At 58.5% G+C, this 19,021-nt stretch carries 16 protein-coding genes; 14 read left to right on the forward strand and 2 right to left on the reverse strand.

What is annotated here, in order from left to right; genetic code table 11:
• Nucleotides 1–32: 32 nt before the first annotated feature.
• Nucleotides 33–524 carry a MarR family transcriptional regulator gene (locus QZ268_RS04020; protein WP_295448387.1) on the reverse strand — a complete coding sequence of 164 codons (492 nt, stop codon included), beginning with the start codon at nucleotides 522–524 and terminating at the stop codon, nucleotides 33–35.
• Between the two features lie 218 nt (nucleotides 525–742).
• On the opposite strand from QZ268_RS04020, the gene ectA reads away from it, so the two are divergent.
• The 4 genes from ectA (at nucleotide 743) to QZ268_RS04040 (ending at nucleotide 3,781) form a co-directional block, all read left to right on the forward strand.
• A complete protein-coding gene (gene ectA / locus QZ268_RS04025) occupies nucleotides 743–1,273 on the forward strand; it encodes a diaminobutyrate acetyltransferase (RefSeq protein ID WP_295448390.1) in 531 nt (176 codons plus the stop codon).
• Between the two features lie 66 nt (nucleotides 1,274–1,339).
• Nucleotides 1,340–2,626, forward strand: coding sequence for a diaminobutyrate--2-oxoglutarate transaminase (ectB, locus tag QZ268_RS04030; protein ID WP_295448393.1), 1,287 nt, complete (start codon nucleotides 1,340–1,342; stop codon nucleotides 2,624–2,626).
• Nucleotides 2,627–2,630: 4 nt separating this feature from the next.
• Entirely contained in the window at nucleotides 2,631–3,029 is a 399-nt protein-coding gene (locus tag QZ268_RS04035; RefSeq protein WP_295448397.1) for an ectoine synthase, read from the forward strand.
• A gap of 146 nt (nucleotides 3,030–3,175) precedes the next feature.
• On the forward strand, nucleotides 3,176–3,781 hold the full coding sequence (locus tag QZ268_RS04040; RefSeq protein ID WP_295448400.1) for a GntR family transcriptional regulator: 606 nt from the start codon (nucleotides 3,176–3,178) through the stop codon (nucleotides 3,779–3,781).
• Between the two features lie 95 nt (nucleotides 3,782–3,876).
• On the opposite strand, the gene QZ268_RS04045 is transcribed toward QZ268_RS04040, so the two are convergent.
• Nucleotides 3,877–4,947: a helix-turn-helix domain-containing protein gene (locus QZ268_RS04045; protein WP_295448403.1), complete on the reverse strand. Its 1,071-nt coding sequence runs from the start codon at nucleotides 4,945–4,947 to the stop codon at nucleotides 3,877–3,879.
• 148 nt (nucleotides 4,948–5,095) lie between these two features.
• Here QZ268_RS04045 and QZ268_RS04050 point away from each other — a divergent pair, with 148 nt between their 5' ends.
• The 10 genes from QZ268_RS04050 (at nucleotide 5,096) to QZ268_RS04095 (ending at nucleotide 18,887) form a co-directional block, all read left to right on the forward strand.
• Nucleotides 5,096–6,157 (forward strand): alpha/beta fold hydrolase, encoded by a 1,062-nt coding sequence (locus tag QZ268_RS04050; RefSeq protein ID WP_295448406.1) that lies wholly within the window; start codon nucleotides 5,096–5,098, stop codon nucleotides 6,155–6,157.
• Nucleotides 6,158–6,392: 235 nt separating this feature from the next.
• The gene (locus QZ268_RS04055) at nucleotides 6,393–6,977 is read left to right on the forward strand and encodes an ANTAR domain-containing protein (RefSeq protein ID WP_295448409.1); all 585 of its coding nucleotides are present in this window, start codon (nucleotides 6,393–6,395) and stop codon (nucleotides 6,975–6,977) included.
• Between the two features lie 2 nt (nucleotides 6,978–6,979).
• Nucleotides 6,980–8,152 carry a CmpA/NrtA family ABC transporter substrate-binding protein gene (locus tag QZ268_RS04060; RefSeq protein WP_349387038.1) on the forward strand — a complete coding sequence of 391 codons (1,173 nt, stop codon included), beginning with the start codon at nucleotides 6,980–6,982 and terminating at the stop codon, nucleotides 8,150–8,152.
• A 233-nt stretch (nucleotides 8,153–8,385) separates the two neighbouring features.
• Nucleotides 8,386–9,753 (forward strand): CmpA/NrtA family ABC transporter substrate-binding protein, encoded by a 1,368-nt coding sequence (locus QZ268_RS04065; protein ID WP_295448416.1) that lies wholly within the window; start codon nucleotides 8,386–8,388, stop codon nucleotides 9,751–9,753.
• 75 nt (nucleotides 9,754–9,828) lie between these two features.
• Nucleotides 9,829–10,902: an ABC transporter permease gene (locus QZ268_RS04070; protein ID WP_295448419.1), complete on the forward strand. Its 1,074-nt coding sequence runs from the start codon at nucleotides 9,829–9,831 to the stop codon at nucleotides 10,900–10,902.
• A 5-nt stretch (nucleotides 10,903–10,907) separates the two neighbouring features.
• Complete coding sequence (locus QZ268_RS04075; protein WP_295448422.1) at nucleotides 10,908–12,584, forward strand: nitrate ABC transporter ATP-binding protein; 1,677 nt, start codon at nucleotides 10,908–10,910, stop codon at nucleotides 12,582–12,584.
• A 3-nt stretch (nucleotides 12,585–12,587) separates the two neighbouring features.
• Nucleotides 12,588–15,014: a nitrite reductase large subunit NirB gene (gene nirB, locus QZ268_RS04080; RefSeq protein WP_295448425.1), complete on the forward strand. Its 2,427-nt coding sequence runs from the start codon at nucleotides 12,588–12,590 to the stop codon at nucleotides 15,012–15,014.
• Entirely contained in the window at nucleotides 15,011–15,346 is a 336-nt protein-coding gene (gene nirD, locus QZ268_RS04085; protein WP_295448428.1) for a nitrite reductase small subunit NirD, read from the forward strand. The genes nirB and nirD overlap by 4 nt, the downstream gene beginning before the upstream one ends.
• Nucleotides 15,343–17,934, forward strand: a complete 2,592-nt coding sequence (locus QZ268_RS04090) for a nitrate reductase (RefSeq protein WP_295448433.1) — start codon at nucleotides 15,343–15,345, stop codon at nucleotides 17,932–17,934. The genes nirD and QZ268_RS04090 overlap by 4 nt, the downstream gene beginning before the upstream one ends.
• The gene (locus QZ268_RS04095) at nucleotides 17,931–18,887 is read left to right on the forward strand and encodes a glycosyl transferase family protein (protein ID WP_295448435.1); all 957 of its coding nucleotides are present in this window, start codon (nucleotides 17,931–17,933) and stop codon (nucleotides 18,885–18,887) included. Before QZ268_RS04090 ends, QZ268_RS04095 begins: the two co-directional genes overlap by 4 nt.
• Nucleotides 18,888–19,021: the final 134 nt, after the last annotated feature.

Genomic DNA, 19,021 nt, shown 5'->3' on the forward strand with positions numbered 1-19,021 from the left:
TTTCGCAATCAGATATACATCTGTTGATGGGTTCACGGCGCGCCTGCTGGACGAATCTCACCCGTCGCCAGAACAGGAGACGCGTCTAGATCTTCAGCGTCCAACATGGCGGCGACCCGTTCCAAGCTGGCAACCAGCATGGCCTGTTCCCAATCATTCAGCGCCGAGAACTTACGCACAAACCGCTGCTGCAATGGGTCGGGCGCATCCGCAAGCGTTTCACGACCTGCATCCGTCAGTGTGATATGAATTTGCCGCCGGTCTTCACGGGATTTTTCACGCAAGGCCAGCCCATCTCGAACCAGCTTGTCGACGAGTGAGGTCACCGTGCCTTGCGAGACCTGCATACGAAGCGAGATTGCCTTTGCCGTGGCAAAGCCATGTTCAGAAATGATCTGAAGCACTCTAAACTGGGCGGGGGTAACGCCGGTCGCTTGACGAATTTCGCGTCCAAACAACTCGGTTGTACGAATGATGCGCCGAAGCGCGATCAGGCTGCTGTCAATGCGGTCCGTGCGGTCCATGAAATCTCCGGTACTTCAGACATCAAAGTTTACAGCCTAGACCAGCAGCATTCAATTCCCAAATCCCTTCTATAGATGAAGCAAATAAGGGCCTGTTTGCGACATATTTAGAATATATTTGCCATTTATTGCCAAAACCCAAGCTAATTTACTTTGACAGTTGAAGTTTTGGCCATTGCCTGATACTTCGACATCCAAAGCGATAGGAGAAGTTCAGAATGCAACATCCCATTGACCCACGGCGTATAGACCTCCCCGCGGTCCGCAAACCCGTAGCCGAAGACGGTGCCAAGGTTTGGGAGCTGGTCCAGGCCTGCAAGCCGCTTGATGAAAATTCCATGTACTGCAACCTCTTGCAGAGCGACCATTTTGCCGACACCTGTTGCCTGGCGGAATTGTCTCACGAGACGGTCGGCTGGGTATCTGCCTATGTCTTGCCAAATGATCCTAAGACACTGTTTGTCTGGCAGGTCGCAGTGGCAGAAAAGGCGCGCGGTCGCGGCTTGGGCTCGATGATGCTGCAAGCCATTCTGCGCCGCCGCCAGTGTGAGGACGTAAATCGCCTGCAAACCACAATCACCGCTGACAATAACGCGTCTTGGTCATTGTTCCGCAGGTTCGCAAGTTTTCAAGACAGCCAGATGGACATTCAGCCCTACTACACCCAAGCGCTACATTTTCAGGAACGGCACAAGACTGAAAACCTCGTGACCATTCCTTTGGCCAGGCAACAGGCGCTTGCCGCCTGAGCAATGCGCATGCCCTTTTTTGCCAGCCAATTTTTCCTGCCTCCTCTTAAATCTGAAAGAAACCCCATGTCCAAACAGCTTACCAACAAAGCCATTTTCGGGCGTCGAGAATCTGAAGCCCGCAGCTATTGTCGCGGGTTTGATACGGTCTTTGCCTCTGCCAAAGGGGCTGAGATGATCGACCAGAGCGGAAAGCGGTACATCGACTTTCTCGCCGGATGTTCATCTTTGAACTACGGACACAATGATCCGGATATGAAACAAGCCCTGATCGCACATATCGACACCGACGGTGTGGCCCATGGCCTGGATATGCACACGGCTGTGAAGGCCCGGTTCCTGGAAACTTTTGAGCAGCATATCCTGCAGCCACGCGACATGAACCACAGGGTGATGTTTACCGGGCCGACAGGTGCAAATGCTGTCGAAGCGGCGATGAAAATTGCCCGCAAGGTCACCGGTCGCAGCAATGTCATCTGCTTCACCAACGGCTTTCACGGCGTCACCCAGGGTGCCCTGGCCGCAACCGGCAACAGCTACCATCGAGGTGGCGCGGGTGTGACGCTCAACAATGTGACGCGGATGCCGTATGATGGGTATTTAGGTCAATCCTGTGACACCACAGATTTTCTCGAAGCCATGCTCAGGGATCGGTCTTCAGGCATGGATGCGCCTGCCGCCATTTTGCTGGAAACCGTTCAAGGTGAAGGCGGGCTGAATGCAGCGAGCACAAGCTGGTTAAAGCGGGTAGCGGAGCTGGCGCAGGAGGCCGGCGCGCTGTTGATCATCGATGACATTCAGGCGGGCTGTGGACGCACCGGTAGCTTCTTTTCCTTTGAAGAAGCCGGCATTAGCCCCGACATCGTGACCCTGGCCAAATCGATCTCCGGCTTTGGGTTGCCGATGGGTTTGGTGCTGGTGAAGCCAGAACATGACATCATGGGGCCGGCAGAGCACAATGGGACCTTTCGGGGCAATACCCATGCCTTTGTGACTGCCACTGTTGCCATTGAAAAATTTTGGTCTGACGACAGTTTGCAGCAGGATATTTTGCGGCGCTCCAACATCATTTCCCAGGGCTTGCAATCCCTCGCGGCGATGGTTCCAGAGGCGCGCCTGAAGGGCCGTGGCATGATGCAAGGCGTGGACGTGGGATGTGGCGACCTGGCCGGCAAAATCTGCGCCAGAGCATTTGAGCAGGGCCTCATTATTGAGACCTCGGGCTCCGAAGATCAGGTGGTCAAGATCCTTGCACCGCTGACAACGACGGACAGCATGCTTCAGCGCGGGCTTTCTATTCTCATCAACGCCGCACAGGATGTGATCGGCGGCCATAAATTTGCAGCGGAGTAAGTACATGATTGTACGGGATTTTAACGAGATCGTCAAAAGCAAACGGGATCGCGTGGTATCTGATGCCAAATGGAGCAGCGTGCGCATGCTTCTGGCAGAAGACAAAATGGGCTTCTCGTTCCATATCACCTTTCTCGAGGCCGGGTCCGAGCACACTTTTGAGTACAAAAACCACTTTGAGAGTGTCTATTGCATGCAGGGAACCGGATCGATCACCGATCTTGCGACAGGTGAAACCCACATGATCCGCCCGGGCGTTATGTATGCTTTGGACAAACACGACCGCCATACGCTTGTTGCTGACGAAGAACTGGTTATGGCCTGCTGTTTCAATCCGCCCGTAACCGGTAATGAAACGCACCAAGAAGACGGATCCTACGCCTTAGAGCTTGAAACCGCCTAACCTATTACAAGTGGGGCAGAGGGTGTTTTTTGCACCCCCTGCCCCCGCCACGTGGCAACAGGCGAACCATCGCCAGAGGGCTGGGCATGAATAAGCTGGTCAAAGCACTTGAGGCTGCGGAGGGTGTTCAAGACCGATTGAGCATCATGTACGATACTCTTCGGCATCGCATTTGCACCCTGCACTACCCACCAGGAATGCGCCTGTCGGAAACGGATCTGGCAAAGGAATTCGCCTGTAGCCGCACGCCTCTGCGTCGCGTTTTGGCCTGGTTAGAGCGCGAAGAGCTCATCACATCGCGCCAGGGGGTTGGGACCTTTGTGACGACGCTGAACGCCGCCTCTCTTGCGCAAAACTTTGTTGTGCGCGCAACATTGGAACGCGCGATTGTTGAAATTGATCCGACAACCGAACTGGTCGCAGCCTCACGGCGCTTTGAAGCCTTGAATGAGCGTTGTGCTGAGTTGAAAGCAAAACCAAACGTGGTCGGCTTTGCACAGCTTGATATGGAGGCATTTGATGCCTTTGTAGAGATCACCGAAAACGCCGCCCTGCGGGACAGCGGCAAGAGCTACTACGGCCGAACCACGCGCCATCAGCTGCACAGTCTGGCAAAAGACACCGAGTGGTGCAGTGCTGCTTGTGAAAATCTTGACGCCCATGTCACCAATATTCACTCAGCCCTAGCGGTGCAGAATTTGGAAGCTGCAGCACATTACCAAATCGCCTACACCAGAATGCTGGCCCCCTAATACAGGCGCCCTAAGCCCTAGGCCTCATCCGGTCTCATCCGGGTATCCGAAGTTTCAGGGGGCTTTGCTGGGCTGCGACTGTCAGAGAGCAGATGTCACGCCCCCTGCCCCGCACAGAGTTGCGTCCGAAAGGCTGCCGGCGTCATACCTGTGCGCCGCTTGAACTGCGTATAGAAGTTGGATTTGGATCCAAATCCTGCGGCGTACATGACATCCAACAGCGAACAGTCCGGATCTTCCTCCATGAGGCGTGTGGCCAGAGCGATCCTTCTGTCGTTGAGCAAATCAGAAAAACTCTGCCCGGTAATCCTGTTCACGGCAACGCTGACCGCGCGCGCGGGGACGCCCAGCCGTTTGCTCAAGCGGCTGAGCGTCAAGCGATCGTCTGCCAGGATCGCGGGGTCTTCGAGGAAGGCGTTGATGCGCTGGAGAAGCGCATAGTCGGCAGGCTCGGCGGTCACGCTATCTTCTGTCTCCGTCGGCAGCGTCGCCCGATCAACCACCAGGCCATAGACATGCTCAAAAAGAGAAGGACGCCCCATTGCCCCAAGCAAGGCATAAGAAACGAGGCCGAAGAAGAGCATCGTGGAGAGCAGGAGAGGCCGCGACGTCTCGATTGCCCCACCCCAAAGCAGTTCGGAAAAGATTGCCACCTCAAGCGCCAAGCTGGCACAAAGCACCCCAATCACGATGCGCAACCAAAGAAGCGTCGTTGCCACCTCGGGGCCGAGACTGCAAAAATGCTGTGCTCCGCGACCATGCAGACGCACCAAGGCCCAGAGATAGCCGCCATAAGTGACAAGCAAAATCGGGTCAATTGCCCAGAATGCGTTGAGCAGAAGGCCGGCGACGACAGCCACCATCGGGGCTAGGTGAAAAATTTCTGCCGCACCCGGACGACGGTCGGGGGCGGAACCGAAGGCAAAATGCAAATACAGCGCTGGCAGTGCCGCGGCGCCAAGAACAGCGCGCCATTGTCGCAGTGAGGTATCCGGCCAAAGAAGCGTTGCCAGAAGAAGGCCCGCAGAGAGTGTTGTGAGCCCAAAAAAGACACTGAGCGCCGCCGAGGAGGCACCGTAGCGCCCCGCCACGGCAATGCGGGCCAGGAAAAGGCTCATCACCGCACTGAGTGACATTGTCGCCGCAAGAATAGCGATGTGCAGCACCAGAGGCCTCCTTTGGGCTAGCCCAGTCCCGCTGCGTCCCGGATCGCAAAACAGAACCACGATGTGCCGTCCTTGATCGCGTTTCAGGACGCCGGGTGATCGCTGTTCCTCATAGGCTACCTGTGTTGCAAATAAAAGGACGCCACCCATGAAACGCCTCTGTTCACTTACCATTCTGGCCCTTGGCCTCACGGCTTTGACCGTGCAAGCACAAGAGACTGCTCCAGTCGCCGCCCATACATATGAGGCCGGATTAAGCACTCTCGTTGTCCTAGACGAGCGCAGCGACCGGGAGCTCGAAGGGCTGATTTGGTATCCGACCGACTCAGCAGAGCCGACGCAGCCGGATTTCAAGAGTGCGGTTTGGGTCGGTGCCCAGGTCATCCGGGATGCAAAGGCGGCACCGGGCGCCTTTCCGTTGATTGTGCTGTCCCATGGCATGTTCGGCAACGCGCGAAACCAGGCTTGGCTCGCGGCAGAGATGGCCCGCAGAGGCTTTGTTGTCGCCGCAGTTGATCATCCGGGAACATCAACCTGGCAACGCGACCCGGACCAGCGGCGGGCGCTTTGGCGGCGCCCGGGCGACATCACCCGACTGATAGATTTTGCGGTTTTGCCGGGGACATTGCCGGTGCAAGTCGATCCCGATCGCGTCTTTATGGCGGGGCATTCACTTGGTGGTTTTACCGCGCTGGCGCTGGCCGGGGCCCGCTACGACGCAGAGCGCCTTGAACGGTTTTGTGAAACAATGCCAAGCGAGTTGGCCTGCGGCATCTTTGCGGATTGGCAGATCGCACAAACACCCGAAGATCGGGTGCGGATGCAGGCCGATCTGGCGGACAAGCGAATTCGCGCATTTGCGGTCTTTGATCTCGGCGGAACCCAGAGCTTTTCGGACGCAAGCCTGACCAGGATTGACAGGCCCTTGCTGGTATTCGGCGCCCCGATCATGAACTCTGGTTTGACGCTGGATATCGAGTCCCGCGCGCTGATCAAGGCGCTGCCCTCAGGGAGCTTTCGGTACATTGAGCCAGCCACGTTAAGCCATTTTGATTTCTTCAATCTGTGCAAACCAGCTGGCTACGAAATTCTGGCCAAGGAACTGCCGGGAGACGAAGTTATCTGCGAAGATGGCGGCACCCACCGGGCGGCGATGCATGATCTGATCCTTGATGAGGTGACGGCATTCTTTGCGCAGGGCCTGGACTGATTTTGTCATGAGACAACGGGCACGTCCCGCGAACGCAGCCTTTCATCGACGCATTTGGCCATTGATGCGCCCAGGTGGACAGGGCTACTGGACAGGGCTGCGCACGCTTTCAAAGCGCCTGTTTTTTGCGCACCCTTGCGGCCAAATGCCCACCTGGCAGGCACAGTTCTGAGCCCAGCCCAATACGTCCCTTTGTGGCTGGTCTTTAGATGGCGATGGTCACTATCCAGCTCATATGCAGACGGATCTAACCATACTTGTGGTCGAGCGGGACAAAACCACAGCGCATGAAATTATTGGCGCTCTCAAGGAGGGCGGCTGGACCGACGTAACCGTCATTTCGTCCCCCACCGCACTTGAACACGCAGTGCAGCAGCACGACCCCGACATCATCTTGATCGACCTCGCCGACCCAGATCGCGATACGCTTGAACACCTCAGCCTTGTCTCCAACGCACGCAACCGGCCAGTTGCCATGTTTGTGGATCATTCGGATGAAAAAATGACCCAGGCGGCGATCTCGGCCGGATTAAGTGCCTATGTGGTAAATGGTCTGCAAAAGGACCGTATCAAACCAGTGCTTGAAACGGCAATTGCCCGGTTTCGGATGATTGCAAAAATGCAGACGGAATTGGACGCCGCAAAACAGGCGCTGTCGGATCGCAAGATGATCGAGCGCGCCAAGGGCTTGCTCATCCAGGCGCGCAATATTTCCGAGGAAGAGGCCTATGTGCTGCTGCGAAAAACAGCGATGGGCCAGGGCCGCAAAGTCATTGATGTCGCGACCTCTCTCGTGACGGCGGCGGAGCTTTTGAGATGAAGATGACAGAAGTACGCTGCGGTTATCTTCCGCTTGTGGATTGTGCGCCGCTGGTTGTTGCCAAAGAGCTGAAATTCGCCGCCCAGGAGGGGCTTGATCTCACCTTGGTCAAACAACCCTCGTGGTCGGCTCTGCGGGATATGCTGGCGTTTGGGCAGCTTGATTTTGCGCATATGCTGTCGCCCATGCCGGTTGCAATGTCATTGGGTTTGGGTGGCTTCGCCTGCGATATCGACGTTCTGATGGTGCTGTCCGTCAACGGCACCATAATAGGTGTCTCCGATTCTTTGGATCGCGAGATGCAGCAAACAGGATGGACCAACAGCTTCGACGATCCCCTGGGCAGCGCAGAGGCGATTTTTTCGGCAAGCTCCAAGCGGCTTCGCATTGGTGTGCCCTTTCCGTTTTCCATGCACCGGATGTTGCTGGAGGCCTGGCTGTCGCAAGCTACTGGCTTCGCAGCCGATCGCATAGAAATCGTGACCGTTCCTCCGCCCAAAATGGCCGATGCCGTGCGCGGGGGCAGATTGGATATGTTTTGTGTGGGTGAGCCCTGGGGATCTGTCGCAGTGCAGCAAAGCAATGCAACGCTGATCCTGCCCGGCGCTAAGCTCTGGGGGTTCTCGCCGGAAAAGGTGCTGGGGGTGCAACGCAAATGGGCTTCTGAACATCCTGCCCCCTGCCGTGCAATGATCCGGGCCATCTACAAGGCTGCTTGGTGGCTGGACCAACCGGAAAACACGCCACTCGCTGTCGAAATTCTGACGCGAAGCCAGCATTTGGACCTTCCTGACCAGGCAATTGATCCGGCCCTCAGTGGGCGGTTCATCACCAAACATGGACAACGGCCCAAACAGACAGATCAGTTTATGAGTTTTCACAAAGGATCCGCCAATTTCCCATGGCGTCCCCAGGCCCACTGGATCGCGGATGTATTATCGCGCTGGCATCACCTTGATGAAGCCCGGTCACGCCGGATTGCCCAGGCCTGTTTTCGCAGCGACATCTATCGTGAAGCCCTGACACCGTTTGGCGAGGATGTGGCCCAACCTCCTGCACCTAGCGAAGGCAAAAACCCGAATGCAACACCTCTCCCATCCTCCCAGGAGCAGGTGATTCCAGCCCCGGATCGCTTTTTTAACGGCGCAATTTTCGACTTTGCCGGATCAAATTAGCCCGATTAATAGGCAAATGCTGCATTGCAGAAAAAATCGCGCTCTTCACCAAACCATAGGATGGCAAAAATTGGTCTAAAGCATCATGATCAATCCCAAGGCAACGATGCCTGTACCGGCTGACAACGTTGCCAGCTAAAAAATTCAAGAGCAAAGCCGCTCGATTGTGCATGCACCTCCTCCCGCATGTATCAGTCGTGCGGTTTTTTGCGTTTTTGACAGGGACCAAAACAATGAACACATTAAAATGGCTACTCGCGTCGACAGCTTTTTGCGCCAGTCCCGTTATGGCTGATATTCTGGATCTCGAAAAAGACGAACTGACGCTTGGGTTTATCAAACTCACCGATATGGCACCTTTGGCCGTGGCCTATGAAAACGGCTACTTTGAAGATGAAGGCCTGTTTGTCACGCTGGAGGCGCAGGCGAACTGGAAGGTCCTTCTCGACGGGGTGATCGACGGACAGCTGGACGGCGCCCATATGCTGGCAGGCCAACCGCTGGCGGCAACCATCGGATATGGCACCCAAGCCCATATTATCACCCCTTTCTCCATGGATCTCAACGGCAACGGCATCACCGTTTCCAACGAAATTTGGGAGCAGATGAAGCCGCATATTCCGCTGATGGAGGATGGTCGCCCACAGCATCCGATCAGCGCCAGCGCCCTTGCGCCCGTTGTGGAAGACTACAAAGACCAGGGCGTGCCCTTCAAAATGGGCATGGTGTTCCCGGTTTCCACCCATAACTACGAGCTGCGTTACTGGCTTGCCGCCGGTGGCTTGGAGCCCGGCTTCTACTCTCCCGAAGACGTCAGCGGCCAGATTGGCGCCGATGTTTTCCTCAGCGTCACCCCGCCGCCGCAGATGCCGTCCACCATGGAAGCCGGCACCATCTTTGGCTACTGCGTTGGCGAACCCTGGAACCAGCAGGCCGTGTTCAAGGGGATCGGTGTGCCCGTGATCACCGATTATGAGCTGTGGAAGAACAACCCTGAAAAGGTCTTTGGCATCTCGGCGGAGTTCGCCGCAGAAAACCCCAATACCACCATCGCCCTGACCAAGGCCCTGATCCGCGCCGCGATCTGGCTGGACGCAGACAATAACGCCAACCGCCCCGCAGCGGTCGATATGCTGTCGCGGTCCGAATATGTGGGCGCAGACGCAGCCGTTATCGCCAATTCGATGACGGGCACCTTTGAATATGAAGAAGGCGACATCCGCGAGGTCCCCGATTTCAACGTCTTCTTCCGCTACAACGCCACCTACCCCTTCTATTCCGATGCAATCTGGTACCTGAGCCAGATGCGGCGCTGGGGTCAGATCGCCGAAGCAAAGACCGATGAGTGGTTCTTTGACACCGCTAAATCGGTCTACCGCCCCGACATCTATCTGCAGGCCGCCCGCATGCTGGTGGATGAAGACCTGGCCAATGAGGCCGATTTCCCCTGGGACAGCGATGGCTTCAAAGCACCAACCCCGGCAGCAGATATCATCGACGGCATTGCCTACGACGGGCGCACGCCCAATGCCTATCTCGAAAGCCTGCCGATCGGGCTCAAAGGCAGCCAGACAGTCTCAGGATCCGAAATCCTGGATTAACGCCACAGCCCGCCGCATCACGCGCTGCGGCGGGCCTCTCTTTTGCACATTCCTCCATATCATAGGCCCCCTGTTATGACCGCCATTGACCCAGATACACTCGCCGCAGAAGCCCGCCGCGCCCGCCTTTTTACGCGGATCAACAAGGCAGACGCCTGGTTCCAAGTGCTGGGGCTCGCCTGGCTGACACCGGTTCTGAAAGCCGCCGCAGGGGACAACCCGCGAGCGCAGATCACCGAGATCTGGCGCCTGCTGGGGGTTCCGCTACTGGCCATTGCCATCTTTATCGGCGCCTGGGCTACCCTGGCCCCTAAGGTGCAAACCTCGCTTGGCGCTATTCCCGGCCCGGCGCAGGTCTGGGAACAGGTGGGCAACCTGCATGCGGATGCCCTGCGCGAAGGTGAAAAGGCCGAGGCTTTTTATGACCGCCAGGATGCCCGCAACGCCAAACTGATCGCTGCGGGGAAATCCGACAAGGTGCGCCAGCGCAGCTATACCGGCAAACCCACCTATTACCAGCAGATCTGGACCTCGATCAAAACCGTGTTTTTTGGCTTTCTGATCGGATCCGTGATTGCCATTCCACTGGGGATCATGGCCGGGCTGTCGCCCACCGCCAATGCCGCCATCAACCCGATCATCCAGATTTTTAAACCCGTCAGCCCGCTGGCCTGGCTGCCGATTGTCACCATGGTGGTCTCTGCCGTCTACGCCACCAATGACGGTATGTTTTCAAAATCCTTCCTGGTTTCGGCGATCACCGTGACGCTCTGTTCGCTCTGGCCCACCCTGATCAACACTGCCCTTGGGGTGGCCTCTATCGACAAAGATCTGATCAGCGTCTCCAAAGTGCTGAAGATGAGCACCTATGCCAAGATCACCAAACTGGTACTCCCCTCGGCGCTGCCGCTGATCTTCACCGGGCTGCGCCTGTCTTTGGGCGTGGGTTGGATGGTGCTGATCGCCGCTGAAATGCTGGCGCAGAACCCTGGCCTTGGCAAATTTGTCTGGGATGAATTCCAGAACGGCTCGTCGCAGTCGCTGGCCAAGATCATGGTCGCTGTCTTTACCATCGGCATCATCGGCTTCCTGCTCGATCGCGTCATGTTCGCGCTGCAGTCCATGTTCACCTTTACAGAAAACCGGTGAGATCCATGAGTATTCTCAAGTTCGAAAACGTTTCCAAAGGCTTTGGCCAAGGAACCGATCGCATCGAAGTGTTGAAAGACATCAACCTCGACATCAGTGAGGGCGAGTTTGTCGCCATCCTCGGGTTTTCCGGCACCGGGAAATCTACCCTGATGAACCTGGTTGCAGGTCTGGAGATGCCCGATAACGGCAACGTCACCTTCAAAGGCGCGCCAATCACCGCCCCCGGTCCCGAACGCGGGCTGGTGTTCCAAAGCTACTCGCTGATGCCCTGGCTCACGGTGGGTGGCAATATCGGCCTGGCGGTGGATGCTGTCTTCCCCAAGCTGTCGGCCTCTGAACGTCAGGCCAAGATCGACCACTATGTCGCCATGGTTGGCCTGTCCCATGCCATCGCCCGCCGCCCGGCCGAGCTGTCCGGCGGCATGCGCCAACGGGTTTCGGTGGCCCGCGCCCTGGCGATGAACCCGGAAATGTTGCTGCTGGACGAACCCCTCAGCGCGCTGGACGCGCTGACCCGTGCCAATCTGGCGGATGAGATCCTGGAAATCTGGGAGCAGGAGAAAAAGACCTGCATCCTGATCACCAATGACGTCGACGAGGCCATCCTACTGGCCGACCGGATCATCCCGTTGAACCCGGATGGCACCCTGGCCGATCCGGTCACCGTCAACATCCCACGCCCCCGTGATCGTGGTGCGATGAATGACGACGAGATGTTCAAAGCCCTGCGCGCCCAGGTCACCAAATACCTGATGGATGTGGGCATCGCCGCAAAGATTGAAGAAACCCGGCAACTGCCCGATGCAACCCCCATCCATAGTGTTCCTGCCGCCCTGTCCAAAGCGCAAAAAACCATGCTGGAAGAGCGCTATCTGGTCTTCTCCCAACTGCACAAAGTCTACCCAACCCCCAAGGGGCCGCTGACTGTGGTGGAGGATTTTGACCTCAAGGTGAAGAAGGGCGAATTCATCAGTCTGATCGGCCATTCGGGCTGCGGTAAATCCACGGTTTTGACCATGGCGGCGGGGCTTAACCCGATCTCCAAGGGCGGCATCCGGCTGGATGGCAAACATATCGAAGGCGCCAATCCAGAACGCGCAGTAGTGTTTCAATCGCCCAATCTGTTTCCCTGGCTCACCGCCAAAGAAAACGTCTCTATTGGGGTAGATAGGGTCTATCCCAATGCCAGCCAGGCGGAGCGTCAGGATGTGGTGGAATACTATCTCGAACGGGTTGGTCTGGCTGACAGCATGGACAAACAGGCCTCAGGCCTGTCCAACGGCATGCGTCAGCGGGTTGGCATTGCACGGGCCTTTGCCCTGTCGCCAAAACTTTTGTTGCTGGATGAACCCTTTGGCATGCTCGACAGCCTGACCCGCTGGGAGCTGCAAGAGGTGCTGATGGAGGTCTGGTCGCGGACCAAAGTAACCGCGATCTGCGTCACCCATGATGTGGATGAGGCCATCCTGCTGGCTGACCGGGTGGTGATGATGACCAATGGCCCCCAGGCCACCATCGGCAAGATCACCGATGTGAAACTGCCGCGCCCGCGCACCCGTAAGGCGCTGCTGGAACATCCTGATTACTACAGCTACCGGGCCGAGGTTCTCGACTTTTTGGAAGAATACGAGCACGGCGCCAAACCCAAACCGAAACCCACACATATTGCGGCGGAGTAAGACATGACACAGAAACTTGTTGTTATCGGTGCGGGCATGGCATCTGGCCGCGTGTTGGAACATCTTTTCGATGCAGAGGCTGATTTTGACGTCACCCTGTTCAACGCCGAAGAGCGCGGCAACTACAATCGCATCATGCTGTCGCCAGTGCTGTCGGGTGACAAAACCTATGAGGATATCGTCACCCATGACGCGGACTGGTACGCGGCCAACGCTGTGACCTGCCACTTTGGTACTCATGTCACCGCCATTGACCGTCAGGCCAAAACCGTGACCAGCAGCAAGGGCACGACCTCCTATGACAAGCTGCTGATCGCCACCGGCTCGGCGCCCTTTATCATCCCGGTGCAGGGCAAGGATCTGCCCGGCGTCATCACCTACCGCGATCTCGATGATACCAATGCCATGATCGAAGCCTCAAAATCAGGCGGCAAGGCCGTGGTCATCGGTGGCGGGCTGCTGGGGCTAGAGGCCGCAGCCGGTCTGGCGGAACGCGGCATGGATGTGACCGTGTTGCACCTGATGGGCCACCTGATGGAGCGCCAGCTGGATGAGGCCGCAGGGTTTCTGCTGCGCCGCGATCTGGAAAAACGCGGTATCACGGTGAAATGCCGTGCCTCCACCACCGCGATCCTGGGCACCGACAAGGTCGAAGCTGTGCTGCTGGAAGGGGAGGAGAGACTAGAGGCTGATCTGGTGGTCATGGCCGTGGGCATCCGCCCCGAAACCCGTCTGGCCACCGACGCCGGGCTGGAGGTCGCGCGCGGTATCGAGGTGGGCGCCCAGCTGCAGACCTCGGACCCGGATATTTTTGCGGTTGGCGAATGTGTTGAATTTGACGGTCAGCTTTTTGGTCTGGTGGCGCCGCTGTATGATCAGGCCAAGGTTCTGGCCAATAGCCTGATGGATGAACCCGCCGTTTTCACCCCCAAGGAACTCTCGACCAAGCTGAAAGTCACCGGCTGCGATCTGTTCAGCGCCGGCGATTTTGCCGAAGGTGAGGGCCGCGAAGACATCGTTTTCCGTGATCCCGCCCGGGGCGTCTACCGCCGTCTGGTGATCGAAGACGACTGCATCATCGGCGCGGTGATGTATGGTGACACCGCAGATGGCAACTGGTTCTTTGGCCTGATCCGCGACAAGACCGATATCTCGGATATGCGCGACACGGTGATCTTTGGCCCCGCCTATCAGGGAGGCGCCCCCTCGGACCCGCTCTCAGCCGTTGCAGCCTTACCGCGTGACGCGGAAATCTGTGGCTGCAACGGCATTTGCAAAGGTCAGATCGAAGATGCCATAGCCGCCGGGGCCACAGATATCGCAGCCCTGCGCAGCCAGACCAAGGCCTCGGCCTCTTGCGGGACCTGCACCGGGCTGGTGGAGCAGGTTCTTGCGGTCACATTGGGCGATGATTTTGTCCTGCCAACTGCGCAGCCCGTCTGTGGCTGCACCGATATGACCCACGAAGATCTGCGGCGCATGATCAAAGCCCAGGAGTTGAAATCCCTGCCTGCGGTCTGGCAGGCCTGCAATTGGAAAACCCCCTGCGGCTGTCATACCTGCCGCCCAGCGCTGAACTTCTACCTGCTGGCCGACTGGCCGCTGGACTACGAGGACGATCCCCAATCGCGGTTTGTCAACGAACGCAAACACGCCAATATCCAGAAAGACGGCACCTTTAGCGTGGTACCGCGCATGTGGGGGGGGATCACCACCCCGGATGAGCTGCGTGCCATTGCCGATGCGGCGGATAAATACGCGGTACCCACGGTCAAGGTCACCGGCGGGCAGCGCATTGATCTCTTGGGGGTCAAAAACGAAGATCTGCCTGCAATCTGGGATGATCTGAACCAGGCGGGAATGGTCTCGGGGCATGCCTATTCCAAGGGGCTACGCACGGTGAAAACCTGCGTTGGCACCGATCATTGCCGCTTTGGCACCCAGGACAGCACTGGCCTGGGCATCCAGCTGGAAAAGGCGCTCTGGGGCTCCTGGACGCCGCATAAGCTGAAACTCGGTGTCTCTGGTTGCCCGCGCAACTGCGCCGAAGCCACCTGCAAAGACATTGGCATTGTCTGCGTCGACAGTGGCTATCAGATCAGCATCGGCGGCGCTGCCGGCATGGATGTTCGCGAAACATCACTGCTCTGTCAGGTGGCAACCGAAGAAGAGGTCATGGATGTGGTCAAGGCCGTCACGCAGAGCTACCGCGAGAACGCCAAATATCTGGATCGCATCTACAAATGGATGGACAAAGTGGGTCTTGAGTGGATCCAGGCGCAGATCGGTGACCTGGACACCCGCGCGGCGCTGGTCGCCCGGTTCGACCTGTCCCAAACCATCTACCGCAAGGATCCCTGGGCTCAGCATGTGGCCAAGCCAGCCCCCTACGAGCCCCTCGCCACTCTCACCCTGGAGGCCGCCGAATGAGCAACTGGATTGATATCGCCGCCCTTGAGGCCGTGCCCCAGCGCGGCGCCCGGCTGATCAAAACCCGACATGGCTGCGTCGCAGTGTTTCGTACCGCCGTGGATGAGGTCTTTGCGCTCGACAATGCCTGCCCCCACAAAAACGGCCCGCTGGCCGATGGCATCGTGCACGGCAAGGCGGTGACCTGCCCGCTGCACAACTGGGTTATTTCCCTGGAAACGGGGCAAGCTCAGGGCGCTGACGAGGGAAAGGTTGCAACCTACCCGGCCAAGGTCAGTGAGGGCCGCATCCTGCTGGACGCCGATTTCCTGCAACAAAGAGCCGTCGCATGAGCGCGCCCCAGACCTTGACACGCACCACCTGTCCCTATTGCGGCGTCGGCTGTGGCCTGCTGGCGGGCGCAGATGGCTCCATCAAGGGCGATCCTGACCATCCCGCCAACTACGGGCGGCTGTGCTCCAAGGGGGCGGCCCTGGGGCAGACCCTTGATTTGGCGGGGCGCCTGTTGGCGCCGCAGATCAACGGCCAGGAGGCCAGTTGGGATGAGACGCTTGGTTTAATGGCAGAGAAGTTCAGTACTGCCATTCGTGACCACGGACCGGATAGCGTCGCCTTTTACATCTCCGGGCAGCTGCTAACGGAAGACTACTATGTCGCCAACAAACTGATGAAGGGCTTTATCGGTTCCGCCAATATCGACACCAATTCGCGGCTCTGCATGGCCTCCTCTGTGGCCGGGCACAAACGCGCCTTTGGCAGCGACACGGTGCCCGGCACCTATGCCGATCTGGAAGAGGCCGATCTGATCGTGCTGGTGGGATCAAACCTGGCCTGGTGCCATCCGGTGCTGCACCAGCGCATTGCCGCAGCCAAAACTGCAAATCCGAACATGAAGGTGGTCAACATCGACCCGCGTAAAACCGCGACCACGGATCTGGCGGATCACCACCTGCGGATTGTCCCAGATGGCGATACGGCGCTGTTTAACGGATTGCTGGCGCATCTGGCCGACACTGGGCAGCTTGATGATGATTACCTGAAAAAGCACGTCACCGGTCGCCGCCCCGCGATCACCCAGGCACGTCTGGGGGATCCACTGGAAAGCGGACTCACCGAGGCAGAACTGGCGCAGTTCTACCAGCTTTGGGCTGGTACAGAAAAGGTGGTGACGGTCTATTCCCAGGGCGTCAATCAATCCAAATGCGGCACCGACAAGGTCAACGCGATTCTGAATTGCCACCTTGCCACCGGACGCATCGGCAAGCAGGGCTGCGGCCCGTTTTCGGTGACTGGCCAGCCCAATGCCATGGGCGGGCGCGAGGTTGGCGGATTGTCCAATATGCTGGCCAATCATCTGGATATCGAGAACCCGGATCACCGCGCCAGCGTTCAGGGTTTCTGGCAAAGCCCGACCATCTGCACCCAGCCGGGCCTAAAGGCCGTTGATCTGTTTGAGGCCTGCGCCGATGGCAAGATCAAGGCGCTTTGGGTGATGTCGACGAACCCGGCGGTAAGCCTGCCGGATGCCGATGGCGTGGCCGCCGCGATTGCCAAGGTGCCCTTTGTGGCGGTGTCTGACATCATGGCGCGCACAGATACTGGTGATTTGGCCGATGTGCTGCTGCCTGCCACGGGGTGGGGCGAAAAGGACGGCACCGTCACCAATTCAGAACGCCGGATCTCGCGCCAGCGCGCCTTTCTTTCGGCCCCCGGTGCCAGCCGCCCGGATTGGAAAATCATCTGCGATCTTGCCGCCCGCATGGGCTGGGCAGAGTCTTTTGATTTTTCCGCCCCGGCAGAGGTTTTTGCCGAATATGTCGCCCTGTCCGGTGCAACTCAGGATTTTCACCGCGACCTGGATCTCAGCATTTTTGCCGATGTGGACTACGCCAAGCTGCTGCCAACCCAATGGCCGCAGAACGGGACACGGTTTTTCGCCGATGGCGGCTTTTTTCATGGCAACGGCAAGGCCCGGATGCTTCCGGTCACTGCCCCCGCGCCCATCCAGCGCGACGCATTTACGCTCAATACCGGACGCAACCGGGATCAGTGGCACACCATGAGCCGCAGCGGCAAAGCCCCGCGCCTGGGCGCACATCTGGCGGAACCCTATGTGGAAATCCACCCGGTGGACGCAACTTCCCTGGGTCTGTCGGCTGGCGATCTCCTTGCCCTGCGAAACCGGTACGGCCAGGCGGTTCTGCGCGCCCTGATCACCGATCGCAGCGCCCCAGGCCAGTTGTTTGCCCCTATGCACTGGACCCGCCAACAAAGTACCTCTGGCTGTATCAACACCCTGACCGCACCGGTGGTTGACCCGGTCTCTGGGCAACCCGCCTCCAAATGCAGCCCGGTCGCCGCCCAAAAGTTCAATGCCGCCTGGTTTGGCTTTGCCGCCGCGCTGTCCCCGTTGCGAGCCGCTGGGGCCTATGGCGCTGTCGCCCGTTCGCTGACGGGCTGGCAGGGCGAATACGCCGGAACCGAAACGCCAGAGAACTGGCAAGAGTTTGCAGCTGACCTGCTGGGGCTGGACAACTGCCAGATCACCGAACTGACCGATCTAAACCAACGCCTTACCCGGCTTGCCTTTTATCAGGGCGACAGGCTTGTTGGTCTGTTCTTTGCCAGTCCAGAACCGGTCTCACTGGCGCGCAGCTTTGCAGTCTCGCTGATTGGAACCACCACCCCGCCGCTACAGGCGCTGGCGGGCCGCAGTGGCGCAGATCAACCCGACCCTGGCGCCACCGTCTGCGCCTGTCTCAATGTCGGGATCAATACGTTGCGGGCCGCCATCACCGCTGGTGCCACCACTGTAGAAAGCCTGGGCGAGGCCACCTGTGCCGGGACAAGTTGCGGCTCCTGCAAGCCGGAGCTCGCCAGTCTTATCACGCAGCATCACATAGGGATGGCGGCGGAATGACACTCGCGCCTTTTGTCCGCATTGTTGCGCAAGGCAAGGGCCGTGCCCGCCCGCTGACCCAAGGCGAAGCGCAGGAAGCCATGACCCTGATGCTGGCAGGTGACGCCGCCGCAGAGGCGCAGGGAGCCCTGTTGATGGTGCTGCGGTTGCGCGGGGAGACCGATGCAGAAATTGCCGGCTTTACCGCCGCCTTGCGCGCCGCGACGCCAGCTGGCCCCAGCGGCATTGGCGACAGGGTTGACCTTGATTGGCCCTGCTACGCGGCAGGACGTACACGCGGCGCCCCGCTGTTTGCACTGGCTGCCAAACTGGTCGCACAGGCGGGTTACAGGGTCGCTCTGCATGGCTGGAATTCCCATCAGGGTACTGCCGCTGATCTGCGCGGCGCGCTCCATGCAGCCGATCTCATCGGCAATGGCTTGTCCTACAGCCCATTGGAAACTCTCAATCCCATGGCCTTTGGACTGTTAAAACTGCGCGACACCCTGGGGCTCAGGAGCTGTATCAACACGGTGCTGCGCATGTGGAACCCGCATGGGGCGCGGGCCTCGGTGCAGGGGGTTTTTCATCCCTCATATCGCGGCCTGCAATCGCGCGCAGCCGCTTTGCTGGGGGATCGAAACCTCACTGTGATCAAAGGTGGCGGCGGTGAGTTTGAACGCCATCCGGCGAAGGACACAGCGATCTTTGGCCTGCAAAACGGCACTGAGATCAACACCCAGGCCTCTGCGCTCCTGTCCGACACACGGCGCCTGCATGAGCCCGATCACCCCATCGAGATTGCAGCGCTCTGGCACGGCACCCAAGACGATCCATTTGCCAGCGCCACAGTGATCGGCACCGCAGCTTTGGCGCTTTGGACTGTTCAGGCTGAACGCTCGATCACGCATTGCACAGCCCTGGCAACCGAGCTTTGGGACAATCGCCATAACCAGGACCGGAGAACCCAATGAAGACCTTCCCCCTTTTGCAGCCCCTGACAGGTCGTTCCCTTACTGGAGCCGAAACCCCAAGATCAGCAGCTCCCCTGCGGGGGCTTCGACGGTTTGCCGCGCGCCTGGCAGAGTCTACACCTGCTGTTGTGGAG

It is taken from the genome of uncultured Pseudophaeobacter sp. (assembly GCA_905479575.1).
GTDB lineage: Bacteria > Pseudomonadota > Alphaproteobacteria > Rhodobacterales > Rhodobacteraceae > Pseudophaeobacter.